The sequence below is a fragment of the Proteus sp. Marseille-Q3619 genome, from assembly GCF_965283115.1.
In genome coordinates, this window is sequence record NZ_CBDIMP010000001.1 from 2791552 (window position 1) to 2809711 (window position 18160).

General features: G+C 40.4%; 12 protein-coding genes. 7 read left to right on the top strand and 5 right to left on the bottom strand.

Annotation, left to right across the window (positions count from 1 at the left end):
• Position 1: 1 nt before the first annotated feature.
• From ACWPWK_RS12945 to gltB, 4 genes are all read right to left on the bottom strand, one after another.
• Positions 2–1270, bottom strand: a complete 1269-nt coding sequence (locus ACWPWK_RS12945) for an amidohydrolase (RefSeq protein ID WP_109371927.1) — start codon at positions 1268–1270, stop codon at positions 2–4.
• 14 nt (positions 1271–1284) lie between these two features.
• Positions 1285–2559: a C4-dicarboxylate transporter DcuC gene (dcuC, locus tag ACWPWK_RS12950; RefSeq protein WP_109371925.1), complete on the bottom strand. Its 1275-nt coding sequence runs from the start codon at positions 2557–2559 to the stop codon at positions 1285–1287.
• A gap of 509 nt (positions 2560–3068) precedes the next feature.
• Positions 3069–4466, bottom strand: a complete 1398-nt coding sequence (locus ACWPWK_RS12955) for an FAD-dependent oxidoreductase (RefSeq protein ID WP_109371923.1) — start codon at positions 4464–4466, stop codon at positions 3069–3071.
• A 9-nt stretch (positions 4467–4475) separates the two neighbouring features.
• Positions 4476–8936, bottom strand: a complete 4461-nt coding sequence (gene gltB / locus ACWPWK_RS12960) for a glutamate synthase large subunit (RefSeq protein WP_109371921.1) — start codon at positions 8934–8936, stop codon at positions 4476–4478.
• Between the two features lie 674 nt (positions 8937–9610).
• Between gltB and arcB the strand changes: the two genes are divergently transcribed.
• From arcB to mtgA, 3 genes are all read left to right on the top strand, one after another.
• Entirely contained in the window at positions 9611–11947 is a 2337-nt protein-coding gene (gene arcB / locus ACWPWK_RS12965) for an aerobic respiration two-component sensor histidine kinase ArcB (RefSeq protein WP_109371919.1), read from the top strand.
• 236 nt (positions 11948–12183) lie between these two features.
• Positions 12184–12834: an isoprenoid biosynthesis glyoxalase ElbB gene (gene elbB, locus ACWPWK_RS12970; RefSeq protein WP_109371917.1), complete on the top strand. Its 651-nt coding sequence runs from the start codon at positions 12184–12186 to the stop codon at positions 12832–12834.
• 20 nt (positions 12835–12854) lie between these two features.
• Positions 12855–13553: a monofunctional biosynthetic peptidoglycan transglycosylase gene (mtgA, locus tag ACWPWK_RS12975; RefSeq protein ID WP_109371915.1), complete on the top strand. Its 699-nt coding sequence runs from the start codon at positions 12855–12857 to the stop codon at positions 13551–13553.
• A gap of 5 nt (positions 13554–13558) precedes the next feature.
• On the opposite strand, the gene ACWPWK_RS12980 is transcribed toward mtgA, so the two are convergent.
• Positions 13559–14449, bottom strand: a complete 891-nt coding sequence (locus ACWPWK_RS12980) for an AraC family transcriptional regulator (RefSeq protein WP_109371913.1) — start codon at positions 14447–14449, stop codon at positions 13559–13561.
• Between the two features lie 493 nt (positions 14450–14942).
• On the opposite strand from ACWPWK_RS12980, the gene ACWPWK_RS12985 reads away from it, so the two are divergent.
• The 4 genes from ACWPWK_RS12985 to ureC are packed head-to-tail and all read left to right on the top strand — an operon-like array spanning position 14943 to position 18138.
• Positions 14943–15779, top strand: coding sequence for an urease accessory protein UreD (locus ACWPWK_RS12985; protein WP_109371911.1), 837 nt, complete (start codon positions 14943–14945; stop codon positions 15777–15779).
• A 21-nt stretch (positions 15780–15800) separates the two neighbouring features.
• Positions 15801–16103, top strand: a complete 303-nt coding sequence (locus ACWPWK_RS12990; protein ID WP_023582851.1) for an urease subunit gamma — start codon at positions 15801–15803, stop codon at positions 16101–16103.
• An 8-nt stretch (positions 16104–16111) separates the two neighbouring features.
• A complete protein-coding gene (locus ACWPWK_RS12995) occupies positions 16112–16438 on the top strand; it encodes an urease subunit beta (protein ID WP_069368686.1) in 327 nt (108 codons plus the stop codon).
• On the top strand, positions 16435–18138 hold the full coding sequence (gene ureC / locus ACWPWK_RS13000) for an urease subunit alpha (protein WP_109371909.1): 1704 nt from the start codon (positions 16435–16437) through the stop codon (positions 18136–18138). Before ACWPWK_RS12995 ends, ureC begins: the two co-directional genes overlap by 4 nt.
• Positions 18139–18160: the final 22 nt, after the last annotated feature.

An 18160-nucleotide genomic window follows, 5' to 3' on the forward strand; every position in this document is an offset into this window, starting at 1 on the left:
ATTATTTCAGCAGTTCTTCTAAACAACCAGTGTAAAGATTAACTGCAGTCATTAATTGTTTTTCGTCGAAGTCAAAGCCTGCTTGGTGGTGACCAGCTGTTCTATCGGCACCAACAACGAAGTACAGTGATTTACCACCACAACGTTGTACACGTTTTGCTAATACTGTTGCATCTTCACTACCACCGAATGGGCGAGTTGCAACCGCAGTTAGCTCAGAATGTTTACCCACAACTTTGGTCATAACATCAATCAGCTCTTGGTCATTCGTCAAGTCAACGGCTTCACCCATGATTTCGCTTTCCATTTCTAACTGGAAGCTATGTGCTGCGCCTTCAGCCATACGTACCGCATTTGCAGCCATAAAGCTGTTGATCTCTTCATTTTCACCACGAACTTCAATTTGCATTTCAGCGTTAGCAGGGGTGACGTTACGGCCTTCACCGGCTTTTAATACACCGATGTTGATACGTGACATTCCTTTACCATGGCGAGAAATGCCCAGCATTTGTGTTGCTGCGTGGCAAGCACCCGCTAAAGCATTACGACCAAGTTCTGGCTCTGCGCCTGCGTGAGACGGTGCGCCTTTAAAGCGGAAGTCATATTTAGTGGTACATAAGAAATGTGTTGGGTTAATAACAATTTCACCACTGTTGGCGATAAAGCCTAAGTGAGCACCTAAGAAGTAATCAGCATCATCTGCGATACCACTTTCTGCCATTGCACGAGCACCACGAACACCTTCTTCTGCTGGTTGGAATAGAATTTTAACTTTACCAACCACTTTATCTTTATTCTCAACTAACCAGTGAGCAACACCTAAACCGATAGAGATGTGTCCATCGTGACCACAAGCATGCATTTCGCCTGCGTGACAAGAAGCAAAGTTCTCTGCATGAGGACGGTGTTTTGCTTCTGTTGCTTCGTTAACACCAACACAGTCGATATCAAAGCGCAGTGCTACTGTTGGGCCTGCTTTACCACTGTCAAAGATAGCCACACAGCCAGTTAGCTCTTTCATTTCATCAAGTAGAGCTTCATCAACTTTATGCTCTCTTGCAACAGCTAGACCTTTTTCAACGACTTGACGGCGGCGACCAAAAGCAAACTCTTGATTGATAACGTCTGGGCCAACTTTAACTTCTAAACCTAAGCTACGTAGTTCTTTGACGATTTTTGCTGTGGTTAAAAATTCTGACCAACCAATTTCTGGATATTGGTGAAACTCACGACGCCATTTAATTAATTTTTCTAGTGTAATTGCTGACATATTCATTTCTCCACTTATAACATGAATAACGCAACAGCGATGACGCCGATAATCATACCCGGTGCAGTACGTTTTGCGATTTCCATAGGGTTTACGTTTGCAAGACCAGCACAAACAATTGCTGCACCTGCCAGTGGTGACATAGTACGACCTAACGCGCCAGATAATGCCGCTGCCATACCCATATCTGGGATTTCATAACCGAATTGTGCAGCATGAGGTGTTACTGTTTCGTTGAATGCGAATGCTGCTGCGTCACCAGAACCTGTGATAATACCCATTAAGAATGGCCCTAAAGTACCACCCCAGCGAGCGAATTCAGGAGAATGAGTTAAGAAGTTGATGAACGCGTCGATTAAACCAGATGCTTTCAGACCTGCTGCGAATACTGCTGCTGCAATGATGATACCTAATACATCACCATAAGCATTACCCATACCTTTAAAGAACTCTTTCGTAATTTGAGCTGGGTTAGTTAATGTGATGAACAGAGCATAGATAGAACCGATTAACATTGCCGCTGGTACAGACAGTTTAAATGTACTGAAAGTCTCGAAGAATGGCAGAATTAACAGGATTAATGGAATGAAAGGTGCTGTTGCATATAAGTAGTTAGGGCGAATAGCTTCTGGCGTTGCTTGTGCTGATGAAGATGATGCATCACCCGCAACAGAAGCCATTTTGAACTCTTTTTTCACTAAAGCGACAACCGCCAGTGAAACTGCTGCGATACCACCAGCCATTAAGCTATATGGGCTATGGCGAGCGATTAAATCAACCACTTCCATATTCGCCATGTTAGCAACGAAGGCGTTATGCGACATACCTGGGCTTAGCATTGAGCCGATAGTACCACATAACACTGCACCACCAGCGATAGCTGGGTGAATACGTGCTGCGATTAATAATGGAATGAGTGTCGCACCTACCGCTGCCGCACAACCTGCTGCTGATGGGATTGCGATATTAATAAAATACGTTACGACGACCGTAGCTGGAATAAGGAAGAAGCCCAGACGAGTCATTACTTTTGATAAAACATGAACCAGATGCATATCGCATTTGGTATATTTCATAACATAAGCAAAACCCATACTCGAACAGATTGCTTGAATTAATGATGAAGATACCATGCGCTCACTAAATGCGGCAAACGCATCTAATGGGCTTAGGCTCAAAATACAAAGCAATAAACCCGCACCGATAAGTACCATTCGGGTTTCATATTTTTTTATTAGCAAATAGACAGTTACGATAATAACGGCTACGGCTATAAGTTGCATCACCATGGTGATCCCCTAGTTAATTATGACAATACTATTAATTATGAAAGCGAACCTAACATCAATAAATTATATTTTTCTGTAAAGTTATTAGGTGACTCCATTATGAAGTTGGTAGGTTGACAATATTTGATTGTTATCAAATTTAATAGCCGAAATAAAATCTATTTTTTTAGACTGTGATGTTATTAACAAATGCGGTAAAACAATGATCATTAAAAGATGACGAAAAGGTTAAATAAAAAGAGATAAAGTAAAAAATACGAAAATAAATTATATTTACTATAGATAAAGAGTGTTATTTTGATACAAAAAAGAATATCGCTTTTTATCAAAATATTATTCTATAAATTATATTAAATGGTAATGAGAATGATTATTTAGTCTGATATCTTAATGATCCTTAAATACTATTTATTAATTTCATCGATAATATTGAAAAATTATCCCACTTAAATCAAATGGGATAATAAACAAGAGAAATTGTTATTTAAAATAACGGAAATAAAAAATATTTAACATGATAAATATTGCAATATTCCTTCGGCAGCCTCTCTTCCTTCTGCTATTGCTGTTACCACAAGATCAGAACCTCGTACAATATCGCCCCCAGCAAACACTTTAGGGTTTGTTGTTTGATTTGGTATTTCTTGATTATCTGAAATAATAATTCTGCCTGAAGATGCATATTCAATATTATTTTCATCTAACCATGGATAATGTGCAGGTTTAAAGCCAAATGCCAGAATAACCGCATCAGTAGATAACAAATGCTCACTTCCTTCAATCGGCGTTAATGTTTTATCACTTTGAGTTTTAATAACGCGAATACCAACCACTTTATTTTGATTATCAACTTCTATATCTGTAGGTTGAAGATTAAATAAAAATTCGCCACCTTCTTCTTTGGCGTTTTTTACTTCACGTTTTGAACCTGGCATATTGCTTTCATCACGACGATAAACACAAGTGACTTTATTTGCACCTTGTCGAATTGCAGTACGCACACAGTCCATTGCGGTATCGCCACCGCCTAATATCACTACATTTTTATCTTTAAGGTCGATATAAGGTGTTTGAGGATCTTCACCATAACCCATTAAATAACGTGTATTACCAATTAAATAAGGTAGGGCGCTATAAACACCATCAGCATTTTCATTAGGAAAATGACCGCTTAAACTGTGATAGGTGCCCAATCCTAGAAAAACTGCGTCATATTGTGTTATTAGGGTATTTAGGGCGATATCTTTGCCTATTTCCGTATTAAGGCAAAACTCGATACCCATTTCACTAAATAATTCGCGGCGTCGGATCATCAGTGATTTTTCGAGTTTAAAAGAGGGTATCCCAAACGTAAGTAATCCGCCAATTTCTGGATGTTTATCATAAACAACCGGTTTCACACCTTGACGAATAAGAACATCTGCACAGGCAAGACCCGCAGGGCCTGCACCGATAATCGCAACTTTTTTATCAGTCATTGTGACGTGAGAAAGATCGGGGCGCCATCCTTGCGCTAAGGCGGTGTCATTGATGTAACGTTCAATATTGCCAATTGTGACTGCACCAAAATCATCATTAAGCGTGCAGGCGCCTTCACAAAGCCTATCTTGAGGGCAAACGCGACCACAAATTTCAGGCAAACTGTTTGTTTGATGAGAAAGCTCGGCCGCTTCAATAATACGTCCTTCGTTTGCCAGCTTTAACCAATTAGGAATGTAATTATGAACAGGGCATTTCCATTCACAATAAGGATTCCCGCAACCTAAACAGCGATCAGCTTGTGCGGAGGCTTGCTGTGGTGAAAAGGCCTCATAGATTTCAACAAACTCAATTTTGCGAATTGCTAACGGTTTTTTAGTTGGCTCAACACGATTTAAGTCGATAAACTGATACACATTCTGACTCATAATATTCTCCTATTGTGCCTGAACGCGTAATTCAGCAGATGAACGACGAGGATGACCAAGCAACGCATTGACATCACTGGACTTTGGTTTAACCAACTTGAAGTGTTGTGACCAATATTCCCACTGTGAAAGTAATCTTTCTCCTTGCTGTGAGCCTGTTAGTCTGACATGTTCTGCAATCATGCCACGTAGATGTTCAGCGAGAATGGCAAAGGATGCAACAGGAAGCAACTCAATCGACGAAGTGTTGATCCGTTGCGATAATGTGAGGTCTTCATCTAATAGATAGGCAAATCCCCCCGTCATTCCTGCACCAAAGTTAATCCCTGTTTTACCGAGAACGCAGACAATACCGCCCGTCATATATTCACAGCCGTTATCACCAACGCCTTCAACAACAGCAATCGCACCAGAGTTTCTGACGGCGAAACGTTCACCTGCCAAGCCTGAAGCATACAGTTTCCCGCCTGTTGCGCCATAAAGGCACGTATTACCCATAATGGTTGCATGATGATTTTTAAAAGCAGAACCAACTGGAGGTGAAATTACAATACGACCGCCCGCCATACCTTTACCAACATAATCATTTGCATCACCGACTAAGGTTAATTCAAGGCCTTGTGCATTCCAGACACCAAAGCTTTGACCTGCGGTGCCCGTAAAATGGAGTTTTATAGGTGTTGCAGATAACCCATTCTCGCCATATTTCTTAGCAATAATGCCAGATAACGTTGCACCCACAGAGCGGTCTGTATTACGAATATCAAAATAGTGTGTTTGGCTTTTTTGCTGTTCAACGGCTTCAATCGTTTGAGTAACAATACGCTGGTTTAATTCACCTTTATCATAAGTTTCATTATTTTCCTGACAATAAAGGGCTTTACCTATGGGGGATGTCACTGTTTCTAGTAATCCGCCTAATGAGAGTTTTTGCTGTTTGCTCGTCACACCTTCTAAACAAGAAAGCAGATCGGTACGACCGATTAAGTCGGTAATTTTTCGTACTCCAAGCAATGCCATTAACTCACGGGTTTCTTGTGCAATAAAGCGGAAGTAGTTAATAACACGTTCAGGTAATCCGTGATAATGGTTACGACGTAGCGTTTCATCTTGAGTTGCAACACCCATTGCGCAATTATTTAAATGACAAATACGCAAGTATTTACAGCCTAACGCGACCATAGGACCTGTACCAAAACCAAAACTCTCTGCGCCCAAAATCGCCGCTTTAATAATATCGAGTCCTGTTTTTAATCCGCCATCGACTTGTAAACGAATTTTATGACGAAGATTGTTTGCCACCAGCGCTTGTTGGGTTTCCACTAAACCTAATTCCCACGGACTACCTGCATATTTTACAGAAGTTAAAGGACTTGCACCTGTACCTCCGTCATAACCTGCAATGGTTATCAAATCCGCGTAGGCTTTGGCAACACCAGTAGCAATGGTACCCACACCAGGCTCTGATACGAGTTTTACAGAAATCAGTGCAGTGGGATTGATCTGTTTTAAGTCGAAAATAAGCTGTGCTAAATCTTCAATAGAATATATATCGTGATGAGGTGGCGGTGATATTAAAGTAACACCAGGAACAGCGTAGCGTAATTGCGCAATATAAGGGGTGACTTTATCGCCGGGAAGTTGTCCTCCTTCACCGGGTTTTGCTCCTTGTGCGACTTTGATTTGCAAAACATCTGCACTCATTAGATAAGAAGGCGTCACGCCAAAACGACCCGAGGCAATTTGTTTAATGCGTGAGACTTTATTAGTACCGTAACGAGCCGGATCTTCACCGCCTTCGCCTGAATTTGAAAATCCGCCCAACGTATTCATCGCTTGCGCAAGGGCTTCATGAGCTTCTTTGCTTAAGGCACCAATGGACATTGCGGCGGTATCAAAGCGTTTAAATAATTCTGTTTCAGGTTCGACTTCTTCAATCGAGATAGGCGTTGCCTTGTTATTGAGGACTAGCATATCGCGCAATGTGGTTATTGGGCGTTGTTGTACCAGACTAGCATAATGCTGATACTCGGCATATTCCCCGCTATTTACCGCTTGTTGTAGTGCTTGAACGACATCAGGATTGTAGGCGTGATATTCCCCTTTATGCGCATATTTCAATAATCCCCCCGCCTCTAAAGGGTAACGGGTTAACCAAGCTCGTTTAGATAGATTGAATAAGTCGTGTTCAAAATCACTAAAGTCAGCGCCATTAATCCGATTATCAACGCCCGCAAAACAGAGCTCGACAACGCTATCATTTAATCCCACCGCTTCAAAAAGTTGAGAGCAACGGTAAGAAGCTACGGTTGAAATGCCCATTTTGGACATGATCTTATACAATCCTTTATTTATGCCGTTACGGTAATTAAGCATCACTTGGGCATAGCTTGCTTGCAGGATTTTTTTATCAACACGCTGAGCTAAAGATTCATAAGCAAGGTAAGGGTAAATAGCGGTAGCACCAAATCCGAGTAATACGGCGAAATGGTGAGGATCACGAGCACTGGCGGTTTCGACAATAATATTGGCATCACAGCGTAAGTTATTATCTACCAATGCTTTTTGTACCGCTCCAACTGCCATAGGAGCAGGAATAGGCAATCGCTCTTTAGTGATATTTCTATCTGATAAAACCAATAATACCGCACCACGGTGAACTTCCTGTTGTGCTTTTGCGCATAATTGGCGTAACGCTGTTTCTAGGTTGCATTCTGTTGGTTGATATGTGATATCAAGATGAACAGATTGGTAATAAGGACTTTCTTGATTAATAAGCTGTTGGAAATCGCTATAAAGCAAAATAGGCGATTTAAAACTCAGTCGATGAGCTTGACCTTCCGCTTCGCAAAACACATTCATCTCGCGCCCAATGCAGGTCGCTAAAGACATAACATGTGCTTCTCTTAATGAATCTATGGGAGGATTTGTTACTTGCGCAAATTTTTGTCTGAAATAGTCATAAATAAGCCGAGGGCGTTGAGAAAGTACAGCAAATGGTGTGTCATCGCCCATTGATCCTGTGGCTTCTTGCCCATTTTCTGCAAGCACATGCAAAATGCTTTCAAGTTCTTCTTGGCTATATGCAAATTGTTTTTGATAAGTGGCTAATAAAGTGTCATCAAAGGCACGTTGTCCTGTAGCTTGTTGTTCTGGTAACTCTTCAAAGGGCGTTAAACGTTTGACATTGCGCTCTAACCACAGTTTATAAGGATGGCGTCTTTTTAAATCTTCATCGGTTTCGGCAGAGTGCAAAATACGCCCCTGATGAGTATCAATGACCATCAGCTCACCAGGACCTACACGTCCTTTTTCTCGCACTTCATCAGGCTGATAATCCCAAATACCAATTTCAGAAGCACAAGTGATGATGTTATCTGTGGTAATAACGTAACGAGCAGGGCGTAAACCGTTTCTATCTAGCGTACACGCAGCGTAACGACCATCTGATAATACAATGCCTGCGGGGCCATCCCAAGGCTCCATATGCATTGAGTTAAAATCAAAAAAGGCACGAAGATCTTCATCCATTTGTGGATTATTTTGCCATGCAGGCGGCACTAACAATCGCATTGCACGAACAATATCCATACCGCCATTGAGAAAAAGTTCTAGCATATTGTCGAGTGAACTTGAATCTGAGCCACTCTCATTCACAAAAGGCGCTGCACTTTGTAGATCAGGAATAAGTGGTGTATGGAATTTATAGGCACGCGCTCTTGCCCATTGGCGATTGCCTGTAATGGTATTTATTTCACCATTATGAGCAAGATAGCGAAAAGGTTGTGCAAGAGGCCATCTTGGTGTGGTGTTAGTTGAAAAACGCTGGTGGAATAAACAAATTGAAGATTCCATGCGTAGATCGGCAAGATCGGTAAAAAAGCGCGGTAAATCAATGGCCATGCAGAGACCTTTATAGATGGTCACTAAATTAGAAAGACTACAAATATAAAAATCATTGTCAGTAATGCGCTTTTCAATACGTCTGCGGGCAATAAAGAGTCGTCTCTCAATATCACTTATCCGCCATCCTGCGGGGGCATTAACAAAAACTTGTTCGATTAAAGGAAGAGAAGAAAGGGCAATACTCCCTAAAATATCAGTGTTAATAGGCACTTTACGCCAGCCGACAATAGAAAGTGTTTCACGTTGTAGCTCTTCTTCAACGATGAGACGGCATTGTTTGGCAATATTGGGATCTTGGCTTAAAAATAGCATCCCTACGGCGTAATTTTTTGCTAAATGCCAGCCTTTTTCTTGTGCAACTAATTGGAAGAAACGCTCTGGTTTTTGTAAGAGTAATCCGCATCCATCGCCGGTTTTACCATCAGAAAGAATCGCACCACGATGTTGCATTCTGGCAAGACCATGTATGGCATTTCTGACAATCTTATGGCTGGCTTGCCCTTCAATATGTGCAATCAACCCAAACCCACAATTGTCTTTTTCCTGTGTCTTTTGATAGAGCATTTTTTTGCTTCCTACTTAGTTTACTGGGCGCCTCAAAAAAGAGCGCAAAAGGAACGTTTTGGCTCTAAGTATGTAGGTAAATTTATGGGTGCTCAGTCGGGTGATGTTGTGTTTGCCTAGCTTGGTGTGTTTTTTATATTGCTATGCAATGCCTTTTCAACTTATCGATAAATAAAAATCAGGTCAATGTGTAGGGATATTTGACTGAGATAAAATAGATAAGGATATTTTTATTTTAATACATTGATTAATAACTAAATTATTCTATTTTAAAATAGTATGAGAGCGATTTTTTAATGTGAGCTATATCACTTTATTTGAGCGGTTTAGCTTTATCTCATCCTTTAATGATAAAAACGGGTAGTGAGTTATTCTACTGAATATATTGATTTTGGAGTTTTATTGTTTTTATACATTTTGTATAAAAAAAGACAAATTGAATTTTTTCTAATAAGGTCTATTTATCGTTGATATTGCTATCGTCTATGTTGCTTGGTTTTTGTATTATTTTTATGAATGCATATGTCTGAATAGACTCGTTGAGAGAAAATAGAGGGTTAAATCAAACAAAGTAATGAGAAATAACCACTCTTAGTAAGATTTCTGAATGTTCGCCACTGCGCCAATTCATTTTTGGGTTATCATTCCATAGATTCAATATATTGGAGTTTTCAATGAAATTGCTCAAAGGGCTTGCCCAATACTACGTTGACTTAATGATGAGGCTGGGGCTAATTCGCTTCTCATTGTTGTTAGCTTCTGCATTAGTTGTTTTAGCGATGGTTGTTCAAATGGCGGTGACATTCTTGCTTGCAGGTGATGTTACCAGTATTGACCTTGTTCGCTCTATTTTCTTTGGGCTGATTATTACGCCTTGGGCTGTCTATTTTCTCTCTGTTGTGGTTGAACAACTTGAAGAATCACGACGCCGTTTATCTCGTATGGTGGATAAACTAGGTGTAATGCGCCAGCGCGACTTAGAGCTTAACTCTCAATTAAAAGAGAATATTGAGCAATTAAACTTGGAAATTCAAGAGCGTGAAAAAGTTGAAAAAGCACACCTTGAACTACTAGAAAAACTAAAAAGTGAAATGAAGCGTCGTGAATTGACGCAAATCGAGCTTGAACAGCAATCCTCACTTTTACGCTCATTCCTAGATGCCTCTCCTGACTTAGTTTATTACCGCAATGAAGATAATGAATTTTCAGGATGTAACCGTGCGACGGAATTACTGACAGGTAAAAGTGAAAAGCAACTTATCGGTTTAACACCACTTGATGTGTATGACGAAGATATTGCGATAAAAGTGATGGAAACGGATGAAAAAGTCTTCCGTCATAATGTGTCGCTCACTTATGAGCAGTGGTTAGTTTATCCTGATGGCCGCAAGGCTTGTTTTGAACTACGAAAAGTGCCGTTTTATGATCGTATTGGTAAACGTCATGGCTTAATGGGCTTTGGACGTGACATTACAGAGCGTAAGCGCTATCAAGACGCGTTAGAGAACGCGAGCCGTGATAAAACCACCTTTATCTCAACAATCAGCCATGAATTGCGTACACCGCTAAATGGTATTGTTGGATTAAGTCGTATCTTATTGGATACCGAGCTTTCACCAGAACAACTCAATTACTTAAAAACGATCCATGTGAGTGCGATTACGTTAGGGAATATTTTTAATGACGTGATTGAGATGGACAAAATTGAGCGTAGAAAAATTCAGTTAGATAACCAGCCAATTGACTTTACTGAATTTATTTCTGATTTAGAAAACCTGTCTGGATTGTTAGTACAGCCAAAAGGATTGAAATTCACACTCGAAGCCGAAGAAACGCTACCGCATAAGATAACCTCTGATGGGACTCGATTACGCCAGATCTTATGGAATCTCATTGGTAATGCTGTGAAGTTTACTCAAGAAGGTGAAATCAAAGTGCGTATTTGGCAAGAAGCGCCAGATAAGTTGTTATTTGAAGTGAAAGATAGCGGAATTGGTATTCCAAAAAGTGAGCTTGAGAAGATCTTTGCTATGTACTATCAAGTCAATGATAGTCAAGGTGGTCGTTCTGCAACGGGAACGGGTATCGGACTTGCTGTCTCAAAACGCCTAGCACAGCATATGGGCGGCGATATTCGTGTTGAGAGTGAGTTAGGTGAGGGTTCTACCTTTACGCTCTCTATCGTCGCTCCTGCGATTGAAGAGCACCACGATATCGAAAGTGATGATGAACTCTTATTACCTGCTTTAAATATTCTGCTTGTTGAAGATATAGAACTTAACGTGATTGTTGCCTGCTCTGTTTTAGAAAAATTGGGTAATACCGTTGATGTGGCAATGACAGGGCAAGAAGCGCTATCGATGTTTAAGCCTGATGAATATGACTTAGTGCTACTAGACATTCAATTACCTGATATGACTGGCTTCGATATTTCAAGAAAATTACGTCAAGAATTCGACAGTAATGAACTTCCTCCTCTTATCGCTTTAACAGCAAATGTTTTGAAAGACAAAAAAGAGTATTTGGATGCGGGAATGAATGATGTGCTAAGTAAACCACTTTCTGTGGATGCACTTACCGCGATTATCAACAAATTCTGGGGTGATGGTGCGGTTTCTATGCCATGTAATGATCCATCGGAATTGTTGAATAAAAATGAAGAATTATTAGATATAGACATGCTGAATCAATACATCGAACTTGTCGGACCTCAATTAATCACTGATGGTCTAGATGTTTTTGAAAAGATGATGCCAAGTTATATGTCAGTCCTTGAATCTAACCTAACAGCGCGTGATCAGAAGGGCATCACTGAGGAAGGACATAAAATCAAAGGTGCAGCAGGTTCTATTGGTTTAAAACATTTACAGCAACTCGCTAAACAGATCCAATCACCGGAATTACCTGCTTGGTGGGACAATGTACAAGAGTGGGTCGATGAGCTAGGGAAGGATTGGAGAAAGGATGTGGAAAGTTTAAGAAACTGGTTGGCAGACGCTAGAAAAAAATAACCCCAACCGAAGTTGGGGTGCGCGAATACTGCGCCAACACCAGGGAAACTTTTCTATCCGCTTTTTTTGATTCTCATTACATAGGCGAATAGGATGAAACTATTCCATACATCATACAAGCAACAAAATAGCAAAGATAAGTTTTTTTGTTACAAGAAACATTTAAATATGTGATGCCGATTGGTGTTTACACCTATAAATGGGTAACTAGTAATCTACTACAAACGGAGAAAGATATGAAATCAATTGCGGTAATTTTAAGTGGCTGTGGTGTATTCGATGGGAGCGAAATCCATGAATCAGTGCTCACAATGCTTGCTTTAAGCCAAAATAATGCTGAAGTTCATTATTTTTCACCTAATGATTTGCAACCAACTGTAATTAATCATATTACAGGTGAGGAAAAATCAGAAAAAAGGAATATGATGGAAGAATCCTCTCGTATTTCTCGTGGAAAAATCTCCCCTTTATCAGAGGCAAAGGCTGAAAACTTTGATGCTGTCATTATTCCTGGTGGCTTTGGTGCCGCGAAGAATTTATGCAATTTCGCAACAAAAGGGAGTGACTGTGAAATTAACAAAGATCTCTTAAGATTTGTACAAGCGATGCATCAGCAAAATAAGCCATTAGGGTTAATATGTATTGCGCCTGTAATGTTACCAAAAATGTTAAATTCTCCAGTAAAATTAACAATTGGAAATGACGCAGAAACAGCTCGTGCAATTGAAAAGATGGGCGGCGTCCATATAGATTGCCCGGTTGATGATATTGTTGTTGATGAAAAATATCGTGTTGTCACAACTCCTGCGTATATGCTTGCACAATCTATTGCACAAGCACAGGTAGGTATTGAGAAACTAGTTAAGAAAGTCCTTGAGATGGCATAAATAGTAGGTAAAAACAGCAGATGGTACTGGTGAGAAAGTTAAAGAAACTATTAATTATTTTAATTGCTTTATGGCTGTTAACAGTTGTGCTGTTTTCTTTTTTGCCCGTACCTTTTTCTGCTGTGATGGTTCAAAGACAAATTTCTGCTTGGAGTGAGTTTGATTTCTCTTATGTATCACATTCCACTTGGGTAAGTGAAAAAGAGATAGCCTCTGTGATGTATTTAGCCGTTATTGCCTCTGAAGATCAAAATTTCCCCAAACATTGGGGCTTTGATTTTGATGCTATTGAGAAAGTTTTCAAAAAAAATCATAACAACGGGAAAACATTACGTGGTGCATCGACTATTTCTCAGCAAACGGTCAAAAATCTCTTTTTATGGGATGGTCGTAGTTGGATAAGAAAAGGGCTTGAGACGGGAATGACGCCCGTTGTGGAGCTTATTTGGTCAAAAAAACGTATTTTAACGGTGTATCTGAATATTGTTGAATTTGGTGATGGGATCTTCGGTGTAGAGCAGGCTTCTCAACACTATTTTAGAAAGCCAGCGAAACAACTTACAAGTCATGAAGCTGCATTATTAGCTGCAGTATTACCTAATCCGCATATTTATCACGTAAATAAACCTTCTGCTTATACCCTAAAACGGCAACAGTGGATCTTAAATCAGATGCGGTTAATGGGTGGAATATCCTTTTTAAAGAAAAATAATTTGTAACACTTTTATAAGGTTGGAAACACTTTATTTTCTGGCTCTGCAATTTTTTCTGACATTTTGTTTATTGTCGATGGATCATTAGCTTGACGAGATTGAATACGAAACTGTGACGGCGTCATGCCGTATTTACGTTTAAAGGCATCACAAAAATAAGCATTACTGCCAAATCCACAACGATGGCTGATTTGAAATACCGAGTAATTAGAGAATGTAAGGTAGTTTAAGGCGATCCCCATTCTGACATCTAATAGCAATTGGCAGAATGAAACCCCTTCTTTATTTAAATGCCGACGTAATGTCGATGGCGTCGTAAACAATGTTTTTGCGACATCGTCTAAATGCCATTTTCGTTGTGGATCTTGTGTTATCAGGTGTGTAATCGCCTGATTTTTCGGCTCATCATAGTTAAAACGAAAGATATTTAGAATATCCACACCTGCCTGATGTACCGCCATTAAAATAAAGAATAAGCACTGCTGCATAAACATGGTTTCTTGTGATGGAGAGCCATGTGGTAGCGGTAAACACTGTTTTAAAATTCCAAAATTACTTTTTATCACTTCAGGAGTTGATAAATGGTAAGAAGGAAGGTGGCTTGTGAGTGGCGAGCTAGATTTAATTAAAGGTTTTAGTAAAGAGAAAACCGATTGAAGCTCTGTTTCACATAACACAAGCGTGTGTAGTTCAATAGATTTATGCGTAAATTGGCTGACAATATCGCAAGAAACTTGACTGTATTTCGGAATAATAAGCGTTAAATGGCTAGATACATCAATAGTTTGCCCATTGATGCAAATTGTACCTTTTGCGCCACTAACCATCGCTATCATCGGGTTTTCGATGTAAAACGTTTTTAAAGATATTTGGTTAGAGGACAGGATGTGTTTGTATTCCATGATCTCCGATATACCGTAGGCAAGTTAAGCATCAATCTTGCTTAAATGAACAATGCTCAAAATTAGCTCATTTGTTGTATAAATTAATAAGCCACGTCTAGAATAATAATAGAGAGTTTATTCTAATTTAAACAGGTGTTGTCATGCAAAGCAGAATCAGCATGCAGCAGAATATAATCTTGTTGATAAAACATGACAATATAGATATTTGCTCATTTTTTACATTTATTTTAAACAGTGTCATTTTTTCTAAATAAATTGTTATTTATTCAAAACGCATTTTTCGTAATAAGGTGTAGAATCGCGCGTCACAGACGAAGGAGATTATCCTGTTCTTAGGATATCACTGTTTGTCTTTTATCCACACCCTATCCAACATTCATTAGCTTATTTTCTATTTGATTTTGAATGACTCAATCTTATGGATAGTGCTGTATGTATTCACGTATTTTCCTGATTTATTGATAATTTTTCCGAGTTGGCAGGAGTGAGTATGTCTGACTTTTCAGGGAAGGGTTGGCTTGCTGAAATCGTTTTACGCTATGAAGTAAAACGCGAAATAACACGTCTTACAGAAAAACGCCATATTGGCCCATTAATGGTTCAGCGTCCTTTTTATCCTGAGCAAGGTATTGCACACACTTATTTGCTTCATCCCCCAGGCGGCGTGGTTGGTGGCGATAAGCTATTGATCAATATTGATGTGCAGCCTCAAGCGCACGCGTTGCTCACAACACCTGGAGCCACTAAGTTTTACCGTAGTGCAGGCGGTGTTGCTCGGCAAGTTCAAACTTTAAAAGTGGCAGCTAATGGTTTTTTAGAGTGGTTACCTCAAGAGAATATCTTTTTTCCTGAAGCTCAAGTTTGCCTAGAAACGCATATTCATATTGCATCTACAGCCAGATTTATTGGCTGGGAAATCCAATGTTTTGGTCGCCCCGTTTTAAATGAATGGTTTGAAAATGGCAATGTAAAAGGGCGTTTAAATTTCTATATCGATGAAAAGCTAACATTAACTGAGTCGCTTTTTGTCGATGGTTTGCAAAAAAGATCGGCTGCCATGCGTGAATTTCCGATGTTGGGGTCACTTTATATTTATCCCGCAACAGACGAATTAAAAAGCCTTATTCAACAAAGTATCGAGGCTTTCTCAGCTGATTACGATCATGTTATCGAATATGGCTTAACGGATGTAGACGGTATTTTAGTTTTACGGTTATTAGGTTCGCAAACAGAGCCGATGATGGCGTGTTTTGCTCAAGTTTGGCAAACCGTCAGACAACACTGGTTAGGGTATTGCCCTGAGCCGCCTCGTATATGGGCGACATAATCGTTAATTTTAGGAGCAGAAATGGAATTAACACCAAGAGAAAAAGATAAATTACTGCTTTTTACCGCGGGTCTTGTTGCTGAAAGACGTTTAGCGAAAGGGCTCAAGCTTAATTATCCTGAAGCGGTTGCACTTATCAGTTGCGCCATTATGGAAGGCGCGCGCGAAGGTAAAACTGTTGCCCAATTGATGAGTGAAGGGCGTACTGTTTTGACGGCAGAGCAAGTCATGGAAGGGGTGCCAGAAATGATCAAAGACATTCAAGTAGAATGCACATTCCCTGATGGCACAAAGCTTGTTTCTATTCACGATCCTATTGTGTAGGTAATAACATGATACCCGGTGAAATTAGAGTTAATCAGGCATTAGGGGATATCGAGCTTAATGCCGGTCGAGAGACAAAAACAATACAGGTTGCTAATCATGGTGATAGACCCGTGCAAGTCGGTTCTCATTATCATTTTTATGAAGTGAATGACGCACTGAAATTTGAACGAGAAGGCACTTTGGGTTTTCGTTTAAATATTCCAGCGGGCATGGCGGTTCGTTTTGAACCCGGTCAAAGCCGCACAGTCGAATTGGTGGCTTTTGCAGGAAAACGTGAAATTTACGGTTTTCATGGCAAAGTGATGGGTAAATTGGAGAGTGAGAAAAAATGAAAACTATCTCACGTCAAGCTTATGCAGATATGTTTGGCCCCACAACTGGCGACCGTCTGCGATTAGCCGATACTGAGCTTTTTCTTGAAATTGAAAAAGACTTCACCACTTATGGCGAAGAGGTCAAGTTTGGTGGTGGTAAAGTTATTCGTGATGGTATGGGGCAGAGCCAAGTCATCAATGCTGAATGTGTCGATGTACTTATTACAAACGCCATTATTTTAGATCATTGGGGTATCGTAAAAGCGGATATCGGTATTAAAGATGGTCGCATTGTGGGTATCGGTAAAGCCGGTAATCCTGATGTACAGCCTAATGTGGATATTGTTGTAGGGCCTGCCACTGAAGTGGTTGCTGGTGAAGGTAAAATTGTTACCGCGGGTGGCGTTGATACGCATATTCACTTTATCTGCCCTCAACAAGCACAAGAAGGTTTAGTGTCTGGTGTCACCACGTTTATTGGTGGTGGTACAGGACCAGTAGCTGGAACAAATGCAACCACAGTCACTCCGGGTATTTGGAACATGCACCGCATGTTAGAGGCTGTTGATGAACTCCCGATTAATGTTGGTTTATTTGGTAAAGGCTGTGTGAGTCAACCTGAAGCCGTTCGTGAGCAAATTGAAGCGGGTGCTATTGGTCTAAAAATTCATGAAGACTGGGGCGCAACACCAATGGCAATTCATAACTGCCTTAATGTTGCCGATGAAATGGATGTGCAAGTTGCTATTCACTCTGACACCTTAAATGAAGGCGGTTTCTATGAAGAAACTGTGAAAGCAATTGCTGGTCGTGTGATCCACGTTTTCCACACCGAAGGCGCGGGTGGTGGGCATGCACCCGATGTAATCAAATCAGTCGGAGAGCCAAATATTCTCCCCGCTTCAACCAATCCTACAATGCCTTATACCATTAACACGGTAGATGAGCATCTTGATATGTTGATGGTTTGCCATCACCTTGATCCTTCTATTCCTGAAGATGTGGCTTTTGCTGAATCTCGTATTCGCCGTGAAACCATTGCTGCGGAAGATATTTTGCATGATATGGGCGCTATTTCTGTTATGTCGTCGGACTCGCAGGCAATGGGGCGCGTAGGTGAAGTGATCCTTCGTACTTGGCAATGTGCACACAAAATGAAATTACAACGTGGCATATTAGAAGGTGACACACCTGAAAGTGATAACCATCGCATTAAACGCTATGTGGCGAAATACACTATTAATCCTGCTTTAGCGCATGGTATTGCACATGAAGTTGGTTCTATTGAAAAAGGAAAATTGGCTGATCTGGTTTTATGGGATCCGGCTTTCTTTGGTGTGAAACCCGCATTGATCATGAAAGGTGGCATGGTGGCTTATGCGCCAATGGGTGATATTAACGCGGCTATTCCAACGCCTCAGCCTGTGCATTATCGTCCAATGTATGCGTGTTTAGGTAAAGCGAAATATCAAACGTCGATGATCTTTATGTCGAAAGCGGGGATCGACGCAGGTGTACCTGAAAAGCTGGGCTTAAAGAGCTTAATTGGTCGTGTTAAAGGTTGTCGTAATGTGACTAAAGCTTCGATGATCCACAATAGTTATGTGCCTCATATCGAGCTTGATCCTCAAACCTATATTGTGAAAGCTGATGGTGTGCCATTAGTATGCGAACCTGCAACGCAATTACCTATGGCACAACGCTATTTCCTCTTTTGATTAGCGTTTTACCGAGAATATA

Excerpts from the sequence above, each read along its gene's own strand:
- dcuC (WP_109371925.1), bottom strand. The coding sequence starts at position 2,559 with ATGGTGATGCAACTTATAGCCGTAGCCGTTATTATCGTAACTGTCTAT.
- ACWPWK_RS12995 (WP_069368686.1), top strand. The coding sequence starts at position 16,112 with ATGATACCCGGTGAAATTAGAGTTAATCAGGCATTAGGGGATATCGAG.
- arcB (WP_109371919.1), top strand. The coding sequence starts at position 9,611 with ATGAAATTGCTCAAAGGGCTTGCCCAATACTACGTTGACTTAATGATG.
- mtgA (WP_109371915.1), top strand. The coding sequence starts at position 12,855 with ATGGTACTGGTGAGAAAGTTAAAGAAACTATTAATTATTTTAATTGCT.
- ACWPWK_RS12955 (WP_109371923.1), bottom strand. The coding sequence starts at position 4,466 with ATGAGTCAGAATGTGTATCAGTTTATCGACTTAAATCGTGTTGAGCCA.
- ACWPWK_RS12945 (WP_109371927.1), bottom strand. The coding sequence starts at position 1,270 with ATGTCAGCAATTACACTAGAAAAATTAATTAAATGGCGTCGTGAGTTT.
- ACWPWK_RS12990 (WP_023582851.1), top strand. The coding sequence starts at position 15,801 with ATGGAATTAACACCAAGAGAAAAAGATAAATTACTGCTTTTTACCGCG.
- gltB (WP_109371921.1), bottom strand. The coding sequence starts at position 8,936 with ATGCTCTATCAAAAGACACAGGAAAAAGACAATTGTGGGTTTGGGTTG.
- ACWPWK_RS12985 (WP_109371911.1), top strand. The coding sequence starts at position 14,943 with ATGTCTGACTTTTCAGGGAAGGGTTGGCTTGCTGAAATCGTTTTACGC.
- ACWPWK_RS12980 (WP_109371913.1), bottom strand. The coding sequence starts at position 14,449 with ATGGAATACAAACACATCCTGTCCTCTAACCAAATATCTTTAAAAACG.
- elbB (WP_109371917.1), top strand. The coding sequence starts at position 12,184 with ATGAAATCAATTGCGGTAATTTTAAGTGGCTGTGGTGTATTCGATGGG.
- ureC (WP_109371909.1), top strand. The coding sequence starts at position 16,435 with ATGAAAACTATCTCACGTCAAGCTTATGCAGATATGTTTGGCCCCACA.